The sequence below is a fragment of the Pseudoalteromonas lipolytica genome, from assembly GCF_001306915.1.
GTDB classification, from domain to species: Bacteria; Pseudomonadota; Gammaproteobacteria; order Enterobacterales; family Alteromonadaceae; genus Pseudoalteromonas; species Pseudoalteromonas simplex.
Window position 1 is genome coordinate 83,628 of the sequence record NZ_LJTC01000014.1, and the last position, 14,715, is coordinate 98,342.

General features: G+C 42.7%; 17 protein-coding genes. 6 read left to right on the forward strand and 11 right to left on the reverse strand.

Features of this window, described 5'->3' with window-relative positions; all coding sequences use genetic code 11:
• Positions 1 to 7 precede the first annotated feature (7 nt).
• From AOG27_RS18420 to lexA, 4 genes are all read right to left on the reverse strand, one after another.
• Entirely contained in the window at positions 8 to 538 is a 531-nt protein-coding gene (locus AOG27_RS18420; RefSeq protein ID WP_054554454.1) for a cytochrome c oxidase assembly protein, read from the reverse strand.
• Positions 538 to 2,133, reverse strand: coding sequence for a cytochrome c oxidase subunit I (gene ctaD, locus AOG27_RS18425; RefSeq protein ID WP_054554455.1), 1,596 nt, complete (start codon positions 2,131 to 2,133; stop codon positions 538 to 540). Before ctaD ends, AOG27_RS18420 begins: the two co-directional genes overlap by 1 nt.
• Positions 2,133 to 3,275, reverse strand: coding sequence for a cytochrome c oxidase subunit II (gene coxB / locus AOG27_RS18430; protein WP_054554456.1), 1,143 nt, complete (start codon positions 3,273 to 3,275; stop codon positions 2,133 to 2,135). Before coxB ends, ctaD begins: the two co-directional genes overlap by 1 nt.
• A 437-nt stretch (positions 3,276 to 3,712) precedes the next feature.
• Complete coding sequence (gene lexA, locus AOG27_RS18435; RefSeq protein ID WP_054554457.1) at positions 3,713 to 4,330, reverse strand: transcriptional repressor LexA; 618 nt, start codon at positions 4,328 to 4,330, stop codon at positions 3,713 to 3,715.
• 161 nt (positions 4,331 to 4,491) lie between these two features.
• Here lexA and AOG27_RS18440 point away from each other — a divergent pair, with 161 nt between their 5' ends.
• Positions 4,492 to 4,929 (forward strand): PaaI family thioesterase, encoded by a 438-nt coding sequence (locus AOG27_RS18440; protein WP_054554458.1) that lies wholly within the window; start codon positions 4,492 to 4,494, stop codon positions 4,927 to 4,929.
• A 7-nt stretch (positions 4,930 to 4,936) separates the two neighbouring features.
• Here the strand turns inward: AOG27_RS18440 and AOG27_RS18445 are convergent, their stop codons facing one another.
• Positions 4,937 to 5,317 carry a hypothetical protein gene (locus AOG27_RS18445; RefSeq protein WP_054554459.1) on the reverse strand — a complete coding sequence of 127 codons (381 nt, stop codon included), beginning with the start codon at positions 5,315 to 5,317 and terminating at the stop codon, positions 4,937 to 4,939.
• 158 nt (positions 5,318 to 5,475) lie between these two features.
• Here AOG27_RS18445 and AOG27_RS18450 point away from each other — a divergent pair, with 158 nt between their 5' ends.
• Positions 5,476 to 6,201, forward strand: coding sequence for a hypothetical protein (locus AOG27_RS18450; RefSeq protein ID WP_054554460.1), 726 nt, complete (start codon positions 5,476 to 5,478; stop codon positions 6,199 to 6,201).
• On the opposite strand, the gene AOG27_RS18455 is transcribed toward AOG27_RS18450, so the two are convergent.
• The gene (locus tag AOG27_RS18455) at positions 6,176 to 6,529 is read right to left on the reverse strand and encodes a VOC family protein (RefSeq protein WP_054554461.1); all 354 of its coding nucleotides are present in this window, start codon (positions 6,527 to 6,529) and stop codon (positions 6,176 to 6,178) included. The two genes, AOG27_RS18450 and AOG27_RS18455, sit on opposite strands and share 26 nt — an antisense overlap.
• 116 nt (positions 6,530 to 6,645) lie before the next feature.
• Between AOG27_RS18455 and AOG27_RS18460 the strand changes: the two genes are divergently transcribed.
• Positions 6,646 to 7,299: an endonuclease gene (locus AOG27_RS18460; protein WP_082389328.1), complete on the forward strand. Its 654-nt coding sequence runs from the start codon at positions 6,646 to 6,648 to the stop codon at positions 7,297 to 7,299.
• Between the two features lie 114 nt (positions 7,300 to 7,413).
• Here the strand turns inward: AOG27_RS18460 and hmpA are convergent, their stop codons facing one another.
• Both hmpA and AOG27_RS18470 read right to left on the reverse strand, forming a co-directional pair.
• The gene (gene hmpA / locus AOG27_RS18465) at positions 7,414 to 8,577 is read right to left on the reverse strand and encodes an NO-inducible flavohemoprotein (protein WP_054554463.1); all 1,164 of its coding nucleotides are present in this window, start codon (positions 8,575 to 8,577) and stop codon (positions 7,414 to 7,416) included.
• A gap of 20 nt (positions 8,578 to 8,597) precedes the next feature.
• Complete coding sequence (locus AOG27_RS18470; protein ID WP_054554464.1) at positions 8,598 to 9,830, reverse strand: NnrS family protein; 1,233 nt, start codon at positions 9,828 to 9,830, stop codon at positions 8,598 to 8,600.
• Between the two features lie 156 nt (positions 9,831 to 9,986).
• Here AOG27_RS18470 and norR point away from each other — a divergent pair, with 156 nt between their 5' ends.
• Complete coding sequence (gene norR / locus AOG27_RS18475; protein WP_054554465.1) at positions 9,987 to 11,549, forward strand: nitric oxide reductase transcriptional regulator NorR; 1,563 nt, start codon at positions 9,987 to 9,989, stop codon at positions 11,547 to 11,549.
• On the opposite strand, the gene AOG27_RS18480 is transcribed toward norR, so the two are convergent.
• Positions 11,546 to 12,439 (reverse strand): LysR family transcriptional regulator, encoded by an 894-nt coding sequence (locus AOG27_RS18480; RefSeq protein WP_054554466.1) that lies wholly within the window; start codon positions 12,437 to 12,439, stop codon positions 11,546 to 11,548. The two genes, norR and AOG27_RS18480, sit on opposite strands and share 4 nt — an antisense overlap.
• 115 nt (positions 12,440 to 12,554) lie before the next feature.
• Between AOG27_RS18480 and AOG27_RS18485 the strand changes: the two genes are divergently transcribed.
• On the forward strand, positions 12,555 to 13,124 hold the full coding sequence (locus AOG27_RS18485; RefSeq protein WP_054554467.1) for an NADPH-dependent FMN reductase: 570 nt from the start codon (positions 12,555 to 12,557) through the stop codon (positions 13,122 to 13,124).
• A 23-nt stretch (positions 13,125 to 13,147) separates the two neighbouring features.
• On the opposite strand, the gene AOG27_RS18490 is transcribed toward AOG27_RS18485, so the two are convergent.
• The gene (locus AOG27_RS18490) at positions 13,148 to 13,594 is read right to left on the reverse strand and encodes a TerB family tellurite resistance protein (RefSeq protein WP_054554468.1); all 447 of its coding nucleotides are present in this window, start codon (positions 13,592 to 13,594) and stop codon (positions 13,148 to 13,150) included.
• A gap of 175 nt (positions 13,595 to 13,769) precedes the next feature.
• On the opposite strand from AOG27_RS18490, the gene AOG27_RS18495 reads away from it, so the two are divergent.
• On the forward strand, positions 13,770 to 14,087 hold the full coding sequence (locus AOG27_RS18495; RefSeq protein ID WP_251603649.1) for a hypothetical protein: 318 nt from the start codon (positions 13,770 to 13,772) through the stop codon (positions 14,085 to 14,087).
• Positions 14,088 to 14,089: 2 nt separating this feature from the next.
• Here the strand turns inward: AOG27_RS18495 and AOG27_RS18500 are convergent, their stop codons facing one another.
• Positions 14,090 to 14,683, reverse strand: a complete 594-nt coding sequence (locus AOG27_RS18500; RefSeq protein WP_054554470.1) for a hypothetical protein — start codon at positions 14,681 to 14,683, stop codon at positions 14,090 to 14,092.
• Between the last annotated feature and the right edge of the window lie 32 nt (positions 14,684 to 14,715).

Here is a 14,715-nt window from a genome sequence, read left to right on the forward strand (position 1 = left end):
GCGGCTTTTAATCGTTTTTAGCCACAACATGCCCGCTAATATCAAACACGGTATACGACAACGTCAGTTCCTCAACATCGTCGGGTAACTCAGTATCAACATAAAACAACAAGGTAAACTCCATTTCTTCACCGGCTTTCATTGGCTGCTGATCAAAGCAAAAACAGGCGATTTTATGTAAGTACTTTGCTGCTTTACCCGGTGATACTGATGGAATTGCTTGCATGACTTTGTCTTCATTACTGGTGTTTTTCGCTGAGAATTTAACTTCACGCATGGCACCAGGTTGTACTGCCACACTGTATTGCTCAGACTGCACCTTAAATGGCGCGCCGCTTTGAGCGTGAGTGGTAAAGCTGACATCAACTTGACGCTGTGTATTTATTGATTCACTCGCGCTCGCTTTTTCTAATGATGGCTTACCATTCAACCCTGTAACGTCGCAAAACACGTCGTAAAGCGGCACCATTGCAAAAGCAAAAGCAAACATGAGCAAGCATGTAATCAGCAGTTTTTTTAGCAAAGGTGCATGGTTCATTACTTAATCTCCGGCGGTGTTTCAAAGGTATGATAAGGTGCTGGAGAATCGACTTCCCACTCTAAACCTTCAGCTCCATCCCATACTTTGGCAGGTGCTTTTTCGCCCCCTCTGGCACATTTAAATACCACCAACACAAACAACAGTTGCGATAAGCCAAATGCAAAACCACCAATACTGATAATGGCGTTAAAGTCAGCGAATTGCAGTGCATAGTCAGGAATACGACGCGGCATACCGGCAAGGCCAACAAAGTGCATAGGGAAGAACAACACGTTGACACTGATTAGCGATAACCAAAAATGCCATTTCGCCAGCGTTTCGTTGTACATGTTGCCAGTCCATTTCGGTAACCAGTAGTAGGCCCCCGCCATAATTGAGAACACAGCTCCTGTCACAAGCACATAATGGAAATGAGCCACCACAAAATAGGTATCGTGATACTGAAAATCTGCCGGTGTAATCGCAAGCATCAAGCCAGAGAAACCACCTAAGGTGAATAACACAATAAAGGCGATGGCAAACATCATCGGAATTTCGAAGCTAATTGAACCGCGCCACATGGTGGCTACCCAGTTAAACACTTTAACGCCCGTTGGTACCGAAATGAGCATGGTGGCGTACATGAAAAACAACTCGCCTGCTACAGGCATCCCTGTGGTAAACATATGATGTGCCCAAACGATAAAACTTAGCAGCGCAATCGATGAAGTTGCATACACCATAGACGCATAGCCAAATAGCTTTTTGCGCGAGAAGGTAGGTACGATAGTCGATATAATGCCAAAGGCTGGTAAAATCATGATGTACACTTCAGGGTGACCGAAGAACCAGAAAATGTGCTGGAACATCACAGGGTCGCCCCCTCCGGCTGCATCAAAAAAGCTGGTTGCAAAGTATTTATCGGTCAACACCATAGTGACCGCCCCTGCTAGAACAGGCATAACAGCAATTAACAAAAATGCAGTGATTAACCATGTCCAAACAAATAGCGGTAGCTTCATCCACGTCATACCTGGTGCTCTTAAGTTGACGATGGTCACGATAACGTTAATCGCCCCCATAATTGAGCTGATACCCATGATATGTACGGCAAACACAAAAAGTGCAGTGTTATCGTTGCTGTAAGTTGTTGATAGTGGTGCGTAGAAAGTCCAACCAAACGCAGGACCACCACCAGGCATGAGTAACGAAGCCAACAGGATTAAAAATGCGAACGGCAATATCCAAAAGCTCCAGTTATTCATACGTGGTAAGGCCATATCTGGTGCGCCTATCATCATAGGTACCATCCAGTTTGCAAGCCCAGTGAACGCGGGCATAACGGCACCAAACACCATGATCAAGCCATGTACGGTAGTCATTTGATTAAAAAAGTGCGGATCGACTAACTGTAATCCAGGCTGAAACAGTTCAGCGCGGATCACCATTGCCATTGCTCCGCCAATTAAAAACATGGTGAGTGAAAAAATCAGGTATAAACTCCCGATGTCTTTATGATTGGTGGTGTAAAGCCAACGCTTAAAACCTTTAGCTGGGTGATGATGGTCGTGATGCGCATGCCCTGTTGCTTGCTCGTTAATAACATTACTCATTAGTTCGCCTCCGCTGCTGCATCAATCGCGGCTTGAATTTGACTCGGTTGGATAACATCGCCGGTATCATTACCCCACGCGTTTCGCTTATAAGTAATAACCGCAGCAAGTTGCTTAATTGAAAGCTGTTTATCAAACGCTTGCATTGCTGTACCAGGCTTACCGTGTAACACAATGTCTATGTGATCTTTTACATCACCTAATACAATCGGGCTGCCTTTAAGTGCTGGAAATACGCCAGGTAGGCCCATACCGGTAGGTTGGTGACATGCAGCACAGCTTGCCATATACACTTGCTCACCTAAGACCATAAGCTCTTCTTTCGGTAATGTTTGATCAAGCAAAGCAGCATCTGCTGCGGCCGCATTGGCTTTTTCTTGCTTGGCATCTGCAAGCCAATTAGCAAATTCATCTTCAGGTAAGGCTTTCACCACAACAGGCATAAAGCCATGATCTTTACCGCATAACTCAGCACATTGACCACGGTATACTCCGGGTTCGTTAATACGTGTCCACGCTTCATTAATAAACCCAGGATTTGCATCCTTTTTAACCGCAAAATCAGGCACCCACCATGAATGAATTACATCGTCTGAGGTCATTAAAAAGCGAACTTTCTTATTGATAGGAAGTACTAGCGGTTTATCTACTTCAAGCAAATAATGCTCAGTTTTCTCTGCTTGGTTGTCTATTTGGTCTTTAGGAGTAGATAGAATCGAGTAATAAGCAATGTCTTCGCCCATGTACTCGTAATGCCACTTCCACTGTGAGCCGGTCACTTTAATGGTGATATCGGCTTTAGAGGCATCTTCCATGGCAATTAAGGTTTTTGTGGCAGGCACAGCCATGGCGATTAAGATGACAAATGGAATGGCAGTCCAAAGTATTTCAACTTTTGTACTTTCATGAAATTGGGCAGGCTTGGCCCCTTTGGATTTACGGTGGTGTATTAAAGCCCAAAACATCACCGCAAATACGATGATGCCGATTACACAGCAGATAATAAATATCGTCATGTGTAACTCATAAACATTATTACTTATATCGGTCACCCCTTTACGCATATTGTATTGGCTGTTCGCCAATGCAAGTTCAGGAAGTGCAACCAATATAAGCCACAAGGCGTAACGCAGTTTACCCATGTGACGGCTCCTTTAGATGCTATTGCAAGACGCAAAGCGAAAAGGCGATACAGCAAGGTGCCCATTCGTTTTTCTTATTGTTCAGAGCGACTACGTATCATTTTGACCCACTTATGATACCGACCCCCTGTCTAACACCTCGCACATTTTTGTGTCTTTTTATTAATTAGGTGTTAATACAGTGTATTAACCAATTAGTTAAAAAATGACCAATAAGCAAGTTTTAATGATAATAAATGTTTATTTTGGTGCAGAAATAACAACTATAATCAGCGCGTTATTTAATGTTTAGGAGTAAAAACGAAATATAAAAAGAGAGGAAAACTGCGCCATATAAGGCTTTAAATGAAGAGTAAGGATTCACAAATCCTAATTAAGTAGTAAAATTTCAGTGGCGCACCAAATTGAGTCAATTTGATGCACCAAATTGGGAACGTTTACATCCAATCAGCGTTACGAATAACCCCAACAGCTAACCCCTCGATGTTGAACGACTCATGCTCAAGGTCAACCTCAATAGGCGAAAACTCTTCGTTCTCAGCATGTAAAAGCACTTTGCGACCTGCCTTTTCTAGGCGCTTAACTGTTACATCTTCATCGACTCGAGCTACAACTACTTGCCCATTTTCAGCAACTTGTGTTCTATGTACTGCAAGCAAATCGCCATCCATAATACCAATGTCTTTCATACTCATGCCATTTACACGCAGTAAGAAATCGGCTGCAGGTTTAAATAATGAAGGATCAACTTGGCAGTGACTTTCAACATGCTCTTGCGCCAAAATAGGTTCACCAGCTGCAACACGGCCAATTAAAGGTAAGCCTAGTTGCTCTGGCTCATCTTCTTCAATTAACTGAATACCGCGACTCGCCCCAGGCTTCATTTTGATCATGCCTTTTTTAGCCAGTGCTTTTAGGTGTTCTTCAGCAGCGTTGGCACTTTTAAAACCTAATGTTTGAGCTATTTCAGCACGCGTAGGTGGCATGCCTGTATCTTTAATAAAGACTTTAATTAGTTCTAAAATTTGCGATTGGCGTTTAGTTAATGGGCGCATACAACTGGTTTTCCATACAGTACATTTAACTGTGAGTATATACAGTTATTTGAAAATCGCAAATTTAAATTAACCCCATCATATTGCTACAAAACTAACATTGAACCACACCGAAAGATGCCATAAGGTATTAGCTTTAATTAGCAGGCTAAGGAAACACAATGAGTATTTGGCACCACCCAATCACGTTAGAGCTTTGCAAAGAGCTAGAACAAGGGATCACCGGTCAAGGCACTTTAATGAAAACTATGGGCATTGAGGTGACTGAAATTGGTGATGATTATTTAATGGCAACTATGCCTGCTATTCCTGAGCATCATAACCCTATGGGTATGGTTCATGGCGGAGCAAACGTTGTATTAGCAGAGACAGTGGCAAGCTATGCAGCCAATTTCGTGGTTGATTTCAATAAGTTCTATGCTGTTGGCCAAGAAATTAATGCCAACCACATGAAAGCGTCACGCAAAGGAACGTTAACAGCAACAGCAAGACCGCTGCATTTAGGTAAGCGAACATCTGTTTGGGATATTAAAATTACCAATGCCGCAGGAGAGCTTTGCTGCGTATCAAGAATGACCGCAGCTGTTGTAGAGCGATAAATTCTGGCTATTTTTCGACAGGATAAATAGTAATTTCAATCCCTGCGCCAATTGCAGAGATACGTAACAAGGTATCGGCATGCAGGGGTTGGTTAAAGCATTTAGGCGAATTACCTGATTCAAAGCCTATATCAAATGTACGCTTTGAGCACGATAACCACTGTTTTAATGCATTGCGCGAGCATGACTCAATAAGCTCGCAAAGCTGGTTAATGGCTTTATCTGGAGAGCTGATATCTGCGGTTGCTTCAATACGTGCTAGTTGGCGGTATTCATCTTGGTCATAATGTAAAACCATGGCGTTTTTCTTCAAATCAGCAACAAGCGCACTAATATCGTGCTTTGATTCAAGCTCCAGATCTACATTTAAAAATTGAATTTCCGACATACTCTCGTTTTTACCCTCTATTGATATCGACTGAAACTTTAACTCAGTTTTGTATATATACCAAATCTAGAATACAGTTAATGCGACATTATGCCGCATTGGCAATCTAGCTAAACAACCTAAAATAGCGCCCACATAACAATAATAACGGGGTAATTATGAATAAACGCCTGTTTAAGTATGCTCGTAAAGGGCATAAATGGCTTGGTTATTTACTTGCTTTACAGATCTTTTTTTGGCTTTTAGGTGGGCTTGTGATGAGCTCATTACCACTTGAAAAAGTGCATGGTAAGCATCTGGCTAATCGCAGTTTAAGTAGCCCATTTTTATTGTCGGACTACCCTGCTTCAATTGATAAAATAACAGCGCAATTTGAGCAAATCGAAGGTATTAAATATAGCCATTTTTTAAATACCCCGATTATAGAAGTTACATCCTCTAGCGGTACGTTTACTTTTGATGGCAGAACAGGTGCTAAAATGCCTGCACCGAGTAAAGCGCAAATCATTGAAAATGCGCAAGCTCACCTGCTTATTGACGCAAAAATAACGCAAGCGCAGTTATTAACAAAAGGGCCTAGAGAAGTCGGTCACAAAGCCAATGTTTGGCAAGTAAGCTTTGATGATTGGCGATCAACAACCTTATATTTAGATAGCCAAACCGGTAACCTTATTACTGTGCGCAGCACCCTGTGGCGCATTTTCGACTTTTTCTGGATGCTACACATTATGGATTATGATGAGCGTGAGAACTTTAACAATCCACTACTCATCAGCTTCTCGGCCACCAGCGTACTATTTTGTATTACAGGAGTTCTCTTGTTACTACAAAACGTTCGAATTAAACGTAAAAAGCCAGCTACACGTGTTGGTCAATCAAAATAGGATTGCCATCTGGGTCGGTGATAATAAAACTCGCGTCACCGGCCTTTTGTATTTCTAATCCTTGTTGCTGAAATTGTGCAGCTAATTGCTCAAAGGTTGCAAATTCATCCAAAGCTTCAGCATTTTGATCCCACCCTGGGTTAAAGGTCAGCATGGTTTTGTCGAACATACCTTGAAACAAACCAATTAAATGTTCACCGTTTTTCATAATTAGCCAATGCTGTTCTATCTCCCCGGCAAACTCGTTGAAACCTAGCTTTTCATAAAACTGCTTTGAAGCACGAATATCTTTTACATTTAGACTTACAGAAAAAGCACCTAATAACATAGTTGTAATTCCTTTAATTAAAACGGCCTAACAACTATAGCTGAGTTGAAAAACTTTTCATTTTTAGAATAGTCGCTCTAAAATAGCGCTTCCTGTAGTTCACTGATGTGATGGATATGCGTTTATTTCTATACTTAGCCCTGTGTTTTATTTTCACTTTTCCTATATCCGCTAAAGAATTTTCGAGCTTTTACAGTGCCAAAAAGCATTTAATTAAGAATCTACCAAGCAACAGTAAAAGCTTATATTGTGGCTGCGACATAAAGCGCCAAGGTAAAAAACTTGTGCCAGATCCTGATGCGTGTGGTTATATTCCTAGAAATCCTGTCACCCGCTCAGGAAAAGAGAATGCCCGCGCAAAAAGAATAGAGTGGGAGCACATTGTGCCTGCCTGGGAGTTTGGTCATCAATTACAATGCTGGCAAGATGGCGGTCGTAAAAACTGTAAAAAGGTCAGTGCGAAATTCCGTCAAATGGAAGCCGACATTAATAACCTTGCCCCTGCTATAGGCGAGATCAATGCTGACCGTTCAAACTTTCGCTACGGCATGGTGTCAACATCAAGTGCAAGTTACGGAGCATGCCCTGTAAAAATCGACTTTAAGCAGCGCGTATTTGAGCCACCCATTTATGCAAGAAAGCAAATAGCCGATACCTATTTTTATATGCAAAAAACCTATGGCTTAAAAATATCAGACAAACAACGCAAGCTATTTGAATCGTGGCAAAAGCTTGAAATAGCTGAAATTAGCAATCGTAAGTTACTCTAATAGTGAAATTCTTATGGGCTTCTAAAGTACAAAAAGAGCTCCGTATTCCACTTCCTGATCTAGAGCGCGAAGTTAACTAACAAAAAAGGCGCAGCTTCAGCTACGCCTTTTACATCATAAGCTTTGGTGAGGGCCAAACACCTCGTAGTGAATGCGTTCACTTGCAACCCCAATACTTAGTAGTTGCTCTTTGATCATTGCCATAAAGGCGATAGGGCCACACAGGTAAAAGTCACCTTTACTAATTGGTAAGCTGTCAGCGATGTGGTTTACATCCATCAAGCCCGCAAAATCGCCCCCCTTGCCATCTTTAAACCAGGTAACACAATGTAATGAAGCTTGCGCTTGTTGTTGCTTAAATAAATACTCTTTAAAGGCAAACTGCGTCTCACTGTCGCAAGCATGTAGATAATGGATTGACTGGTTAGGTTGATTACTTAATAGTGTTTCGAGCATCGCCATCATTGGGGTTTGACCAACACCCGCAGAAATCAATACAACAGGCGAGTCGATTTCGCGAAGCACAAAGTCGCCTGCAGGTGGGTAAATTTCTACCTCATCCCCCTCAGTTAAGCTATGTAAGTAGTTAGATACTAAGCCTTCTTTTTTCACGCTAATTCGGTAATTGTGGCCATTACTTTGCTGTGATAAAGAGTATTGCCTAACTTGCGTTAACTCACTGTTTGCTGGCGTTACTTTAATTCCTAAATATTGGCCCGGTAAATACGCCACAACAGGCTTTGCATCGGCAGGCGTTAATATGAAACTGCAAATTTGCGATGACTCCATACGTTTTTCTGTAATTGTGAAAGTACGAGTACCAAACCAACCTCCCGGTGCCTTTTTGGTTTTTTGATATAGCGACATCTCCTCATTGATACATACATCCGCTAATAATGAATAGGCTTCACGCCATGCATACTCGACCTCAGGAGTAAATTGTTCTGGCAATAACTCTTTTAGAGTCGCAATCAAATGCCCACCAACAATAGGATAATGCTCTGGCAAAATATGGTAACTGGTGTGTTTATGATTAATGCGCGCAAGCGCACCTTTTAACACTGCCAAGTTATCAATATTTGCCGCGTAGGCAGCTAAGGCATTAAACAGCGCAAATTGCTGAGAGCCCGATTGCTGATGCGTCATATTAAAAATATTTTTAAGCTCTGGGTTGTAGCTAAACATACGATCATAAAAATACTCAGTCACTTGAGGGCCTGCTTGTGCAAGCAACGGCAAAGTACTTTTAACAATCTGGATCGTTTTTTCAGATAACATAGTTTTTCCTATTGGAGAGATTAACCGCGGCGACCATCAACACGACGATTCACTAAGATGGGCGCACAATGAAATAAAAATAAGCTAAAGCCAGCAACCCACAGCAACGCACTTAACTGCCATGCAAGGTGATGACCTAAATAAACGGGAAGTAACGAACGTACAATGGCAGCTATCACAATGAGTACAAATGCCAAACTAATGTACGCAGGGGCTTGTAATGCGCGCCCAGTGTGACCATGAGAGACACGTACCATCATGGCGATGATCATCACACCTATGGTGCCAACAGTGATCAGATGAAGCGCATCTTTGAATAAGATAATTGGGCTGAAATAGCTCAGCGCGACGAGTATTAAACCAACCGATAAAGCCCAATAAGCCACATGTAATGACCATAGCAAAGGCACTTTTAGAATGCCTTTATGCCACCACAAAACACACCTGGCTGAATGTAAACAAGCAAGCCAAGCAAAAACCCAACCGGTGCTCATTGCGCTAAAAAATAGCTGACTCATAAAAAACCACGCAATGGCGAAAAATGAGCTAAATACGACTAATTTATCGAGCTTCGGGGTTCTAACTTGTTCACTTAGGTTAAGGCCGCGCGCGGTAAAAAATGGCACAACTCGCCCAGCCACAACACCAACTAGCAGTGTCATGATAAGTACAGCGGTATCAACAACCCCCAGTGCCAGCGACATTTTATTAAGTACAACTAAGCTCAAAAAAATCACATTGAGCGCACAGAGCAAAGATGCGATGACAACAAATAAGTAGTTATGGCTGCTTTTTGCCTGTATCAGCATGTCAGCTAGAATAATAATTCCAGCTAGCCACCAAACGAGTTGTAGCGCACTAACAATATAAAGGTTTAGCTGCTCGAACCCTGCAATCTCAATAAAAAAACTAAACCTTGCAGCAAGCCAAATCATGCTAAGCAAACAAAGCTTAATACCACTTACACTCGCCACACCTGTCCATGTTTGTGCGGCGGTTAGCAAAAAGCCCATGGCAACCACGCCTGCAAAGCCAAACAGCATTTCGTGAGCATGCCAAAGCGTTGCGGGCATTGTTAGGTGCCACTGTGCATAGCCCGCCAAGATTAAAAACCAGTAACTCATAGCAAATACAGCTAAGGCACCTGCCGCCAAGAAAAAAGGCCGAAATGCTAATGCCCATAACGGCCACTGGCTGAGTTGATAAAATTTGATCTTAGTTGGCATAGGTTCAGTTAAATTAATGACTTTCATTCGTGCTCTCAGCGTTTAATTTCCCCAGCTATTGCACAGTTCAAGCCAAAAATAAAAACCATTAAATATCAACACATTAAATTTGGACGCTTGATAAATAAGTCAAAATGACACACCATTAAAAGCATCAATAAAACACATTCAGGTCAAATTGACATGATGCTCAAAAAATCCCTTCTTGATGTTGCACTTGCACTTACCAAAGCAAGCAGTGTTGATCATAATTTCAGTTATCTGTTGAGTTGCATTAATGATTGGCTTGAATGTGATGCAGTTGCCTTATTATTGAAACAAGGCGATGTGTTAAAGCCCGTAGCCCTTCATGGGTTGTCGGACGATACGTTAGGAAGACGCTTTAAAATAGCGGAGCATCCGCGCTTATTTGAAATATGCCGTGGCAGTGAACCGCTAAAATTTGCCAAAGATTGTGGCCTACCCGACCCCTACGATGGTTTATTACAAAGCCAGCATGGCGACTTTCCTGTTCATGCCTGCATGGGCGTGCCGCTGCTAAGTAGCAAAGATAACAACGAACTATTGGGTGTTTTGACCTTTGATAGTTTAGATGAACATGCCTTTGACGCTTTAGCAATGAACGAGCTCAATCAACTAAAACAGCTAGCTGCAGGCTATGTTGAGCATGCCCTAACCTTGCAGCATTTTATGCAACACGCACAGCACAGCCATCAAGTTGCGCAGCAGCTTAACCTTGAGGCACTAACACGAGAAGGTGTCGAAATTATTGGTAATAGCCAAGCAATGCAGACCCTTAAAAATGATATTCAGCTGGTGGCTGCCTCAGAATTTAGCGTTTTAATACAAGGTGATACAGGCGTCGGTAAAGAACTCGTTGCGCGCAATATCCATTTAAACTCAAAACGCCGTGACATGCCGTTGATCCACTTAAACTGCGCATCGTTACCAGAGAACTTAGCCGAGAGTGAATTTTTTGGTCACAGTAAAGGCGCATTTACTGGCGCACATACTGCTCGCCAGGGTAAGTTTCAACTCGCCGATGGCGGCACGCTATTTTTAGATGAAATCGGCGAACTTCCGCTTGCCATGCAAAGTAAGTTATTGCGTGTATTACAAAGTGGTGAAGTACAAACGGTGGGGGAAGATCAAAGCCGTTATGTTGATGTCAGAGTGATTGCAGCAACCAATCGCGATTTAAAACAAGAAGTCGCTGCGGGGCGCTTTCGTGCAGATCTTTATCACCGATTAAGCGTTTACCCATTGCATGTTGCACCACTAAAAGAGCGCGATAACGATGTTATTTTATTAGCAGGCTTTTTTATTGAGCAAACATCTAAAAAACTGGCAATTAAGCAACTTAAGCTTAGTAGCGATACACAATTACTACTGCGTCAATATGATTGGCCAGGCAATGTGAGAGAGCTTGAACATGTGATCAGTCGCGCAGCACTCAAAGCCAAACAACAGCAATGGCAACAAAGCATTGTCACAATCGAGCCTGAACATTGTGATATTGCTAAAACCGCCGTTGCCGCACCAAGCCCTGTTGCAGTTAACGAACAAAAAGCCACTCGCTTATCGCTGAAAGAGGCAACTGACGCTTTTAGTTATCAATTGATTATGCAACAACTTGAACTACATAACCTAAACTGGGCTGCCACAGCACGTAGCTTAAGTGTTGATAGAGCCAACCTTGTGCGCCTAGCCAAACGGCTAGGCATTAGCGTTAAAAAGTCTGTTTAAGCTTTTAAATCTTTAAAATAGGCTTTTAAAAGCTGACTAAATGCTTGGACTTTGGCTGTGCGATGTACCAAGTGATGCGTTACCAGCCAAAGATCCGTTGGCCAGTTTAGCTCTTTAGGAAGCACTGGCAGCAGATCAGGGTATTGGCTTGCCACTTCATGCTGTAAACCACCAATTCCTAAGCCCCTCACAATCGCCCGTGTAGCTTCTGATGTTTCAGACACCCGTAGCTTAATTTGCGAAGGTTCAATGTGTTGATCAACCCATGCAAAATAAGGCACTTTACCGTTATAGCCAGCCACCCCAGAGACAAAACTATGCTGCTGCAACTGCTCAATATTCTTTGGCATGCCATACTTTTCAATATAACTTTTAGAGGCATAAAACCCTGACGAAAGTTCAGCTAAATGCTGGGCAATATAGTCGCCTTCATCAGGCCGAGGACCTGCTCGCACGGCAATGTGTGCCTGACCGTGATCAAGACGTAAGCGGTTTTGATCAAGAATAACTTCGAGCTGCACTTGCGGGTGCAGGCTTTGAAACTGTTCGCAGACATCACTAAGCACATCAATAAAACCACTGACCGTAGTTAATAATAAACTGCCTCGCAGTTGGCTATCAGCGGCAATAATATCGTTGTGAAGTTTTTCAAGTTCAGCGTTAATCGATTTTGCAGTCGCAAACAACTTAGCGCCTATTTCTGTCACTGTATAGCCACGGGCATGACGGTGGAATAACCGCGCGTCAAGGTTATCTTCTAAATTGTTGATTCTTCTAAGCACTGTGCTGTGATGAACACCTAACGATTCGGCAGCTGCGGTTAACGTGCCGAGTCTTGCCACTTCAAAAGCGACTTTTACATCTTGCCAATCATCAAATTGAATCGCCATAACGGCTCCTTGTGTGCATATACGCACATAAGTTTTGCGTTTATTTGGCTTTTCTGCAAGCTGTTTTTTGCTACAGTGAGTATATCACCAGTGAAGCTTAAAAAAGGAAGCAATCATGACAGCACCAAAAATTATTGCCCTAGCAGGCAGCCTACGTAAAGACAGCTTTAATCAAAAACTGATCAATGAAGCTGCGCGCTTCGCCCTCGAAAGTGGTGCTGAAGTAGAAGTGATTAAATTAAGCGATTTAAACTTACCTTTATTTGACGAAGATATTGAAGCGCAAGGTACACCTGCTGGCGCACAATTATTAAAAGATAAGCTCCGCGCTGCTGATGGCATTTTATTAGCAAGCCCAGAATATAATGGCTCAATTACAGCACCACTTAAAAACGCAATCGATTGGGCATCTCGTACAGAGCAAGGTGCAGTGCCTGCTTTTCGAAATAAAGTTACTGCACTGTATGCATCGTCACCGGGTGGTTTAGGTGGCTTACGTGGTTTAAATCACGTACGTGATATTTTATCGGGTATTGGTAGCTTAGTACTTGCAGATCAACTAGCAGTGCCTGCTATCCACACTAAATTAGATGAGCAAGGCCGCATCAGCGATGCTGATACAGCCGATAAAGTTGCCAGCCTTGCCCAGCAACTTGTGAGCGTAGCGAGCAAATTAAATAAATAATTGCTAGCCTAGTTTTATCGCTACTAACTTAGCTTTGTCGCTGCTAGCTTAGCAGCGATAAAGTCTTCATGGGTTACATAAAGTAAGCTTGCGACGCGGCGAATAACCATTTCTTCATGCTTATCTAAATTGCCATCTGCGTAGGCTAATCGCCACAACAGTTCGATGATATCAATACGCTGCTCGGCGCTGCACTGGGCATTAATTTGCTTTGAAAACTGAAAATAATCTATTGCATCATCTAGGCTTTGTGATGCACTTGCAACTAACTCTTGAACCTCTTCCTCGTTAAGCGAGAAATACTTCTTTAAGGTCTCATTCAGGGTCTGTTGCTCATCATCTTGTAACTCATTATCTGCACGCATAACCTCAATCAATAACGCAGCAACGGCGGTTTTTAGGTCATGCTCAGTAATGCTAGATTGGGTATCATTCAGCGCTGAAAACAGCTGTTTTATTTTATTGAGCATCACATTTTCCCTTTTTGGGTGTTAGACTACATGTAAGACGTAACGTTACCTTAGTTTGACTATGGATGCTAATTCAGGTTCAACATCACGATGAAACAAGGTATTAATCACATGGAGTTAAGTGTTTATGAGTGAACTGAGAAGTACACAAGCACTATTAATTAGCGCCGTTTTAATGTTAGCGGGGTGCAGTAATGCACAAGCAGCAAAAGGCGAAACCGAAAAGCTCTATGACTTCGACGAAAAAGTCCATTACTACCAAACTAAATTGGCCGACGGCCGCTACCACCTCGAAATTCAGTCTGACGACTACAAGCACTTTCGCAATCAAAGCGTATTCTTACTGCGCCATGCAAGTCGCTTATGTAGAGACAAACCTTTTATGCTAAGAGTGACTGATGGGGTGCAGGAGTATGAACGTTTTCCAACTAAACCACGCGCCTATCAGCCACCTTTAACGGTTGTTTTACAGTGTGAAGACGAAGCTAAATAGTACTAGTCTTCATATCCCCACGGCGCGCTTGGCGGCGTGATAGGTTTTGTTAAGTCAAAATCAACGCGAAACTCACGTCCTTCACGCACTAAGCGATACGTAAATTGCTTTGGATAAATATACATTTGCCACGTGTTACCCATTGATTGGGGAATACCTTGACTCACAAACAACTCTTTTGAATACTGATCAGCCGGGAACGACTGTGCGTTAGCAAAACCCGCATCAAGAGTATGCCCACCATACATGGTTGATTTATCATCGCTGCCATCTTTATGGCGATGGTCATGCTTTAAACTAAGTCCACTGCCCGTTTTTGTGATGATCCAAGTACGAGATGCATCATCCCCTACATGAAATGGCACTTGTAACTCACGCTCGTTACAACGACGTACATGCATTACTAACTTTTTGCCCACAAATGAGCTCGGGCCAGCTGCGTTATCAACGCTCACTTTACCTTCGTAAGCTTTACCGCAATGGGCAGCGATATTATCAAAAAAGCCATCATGGCTTGGAATTGACACTAACGGTGCAGGTCGTGCAGCCGCTACTGATGATGCTGCCACGAGCATCGGTGCCACTAAGTATTTCATGGTGTGTTCCCTAAATAAAATTTCAGCCTAGC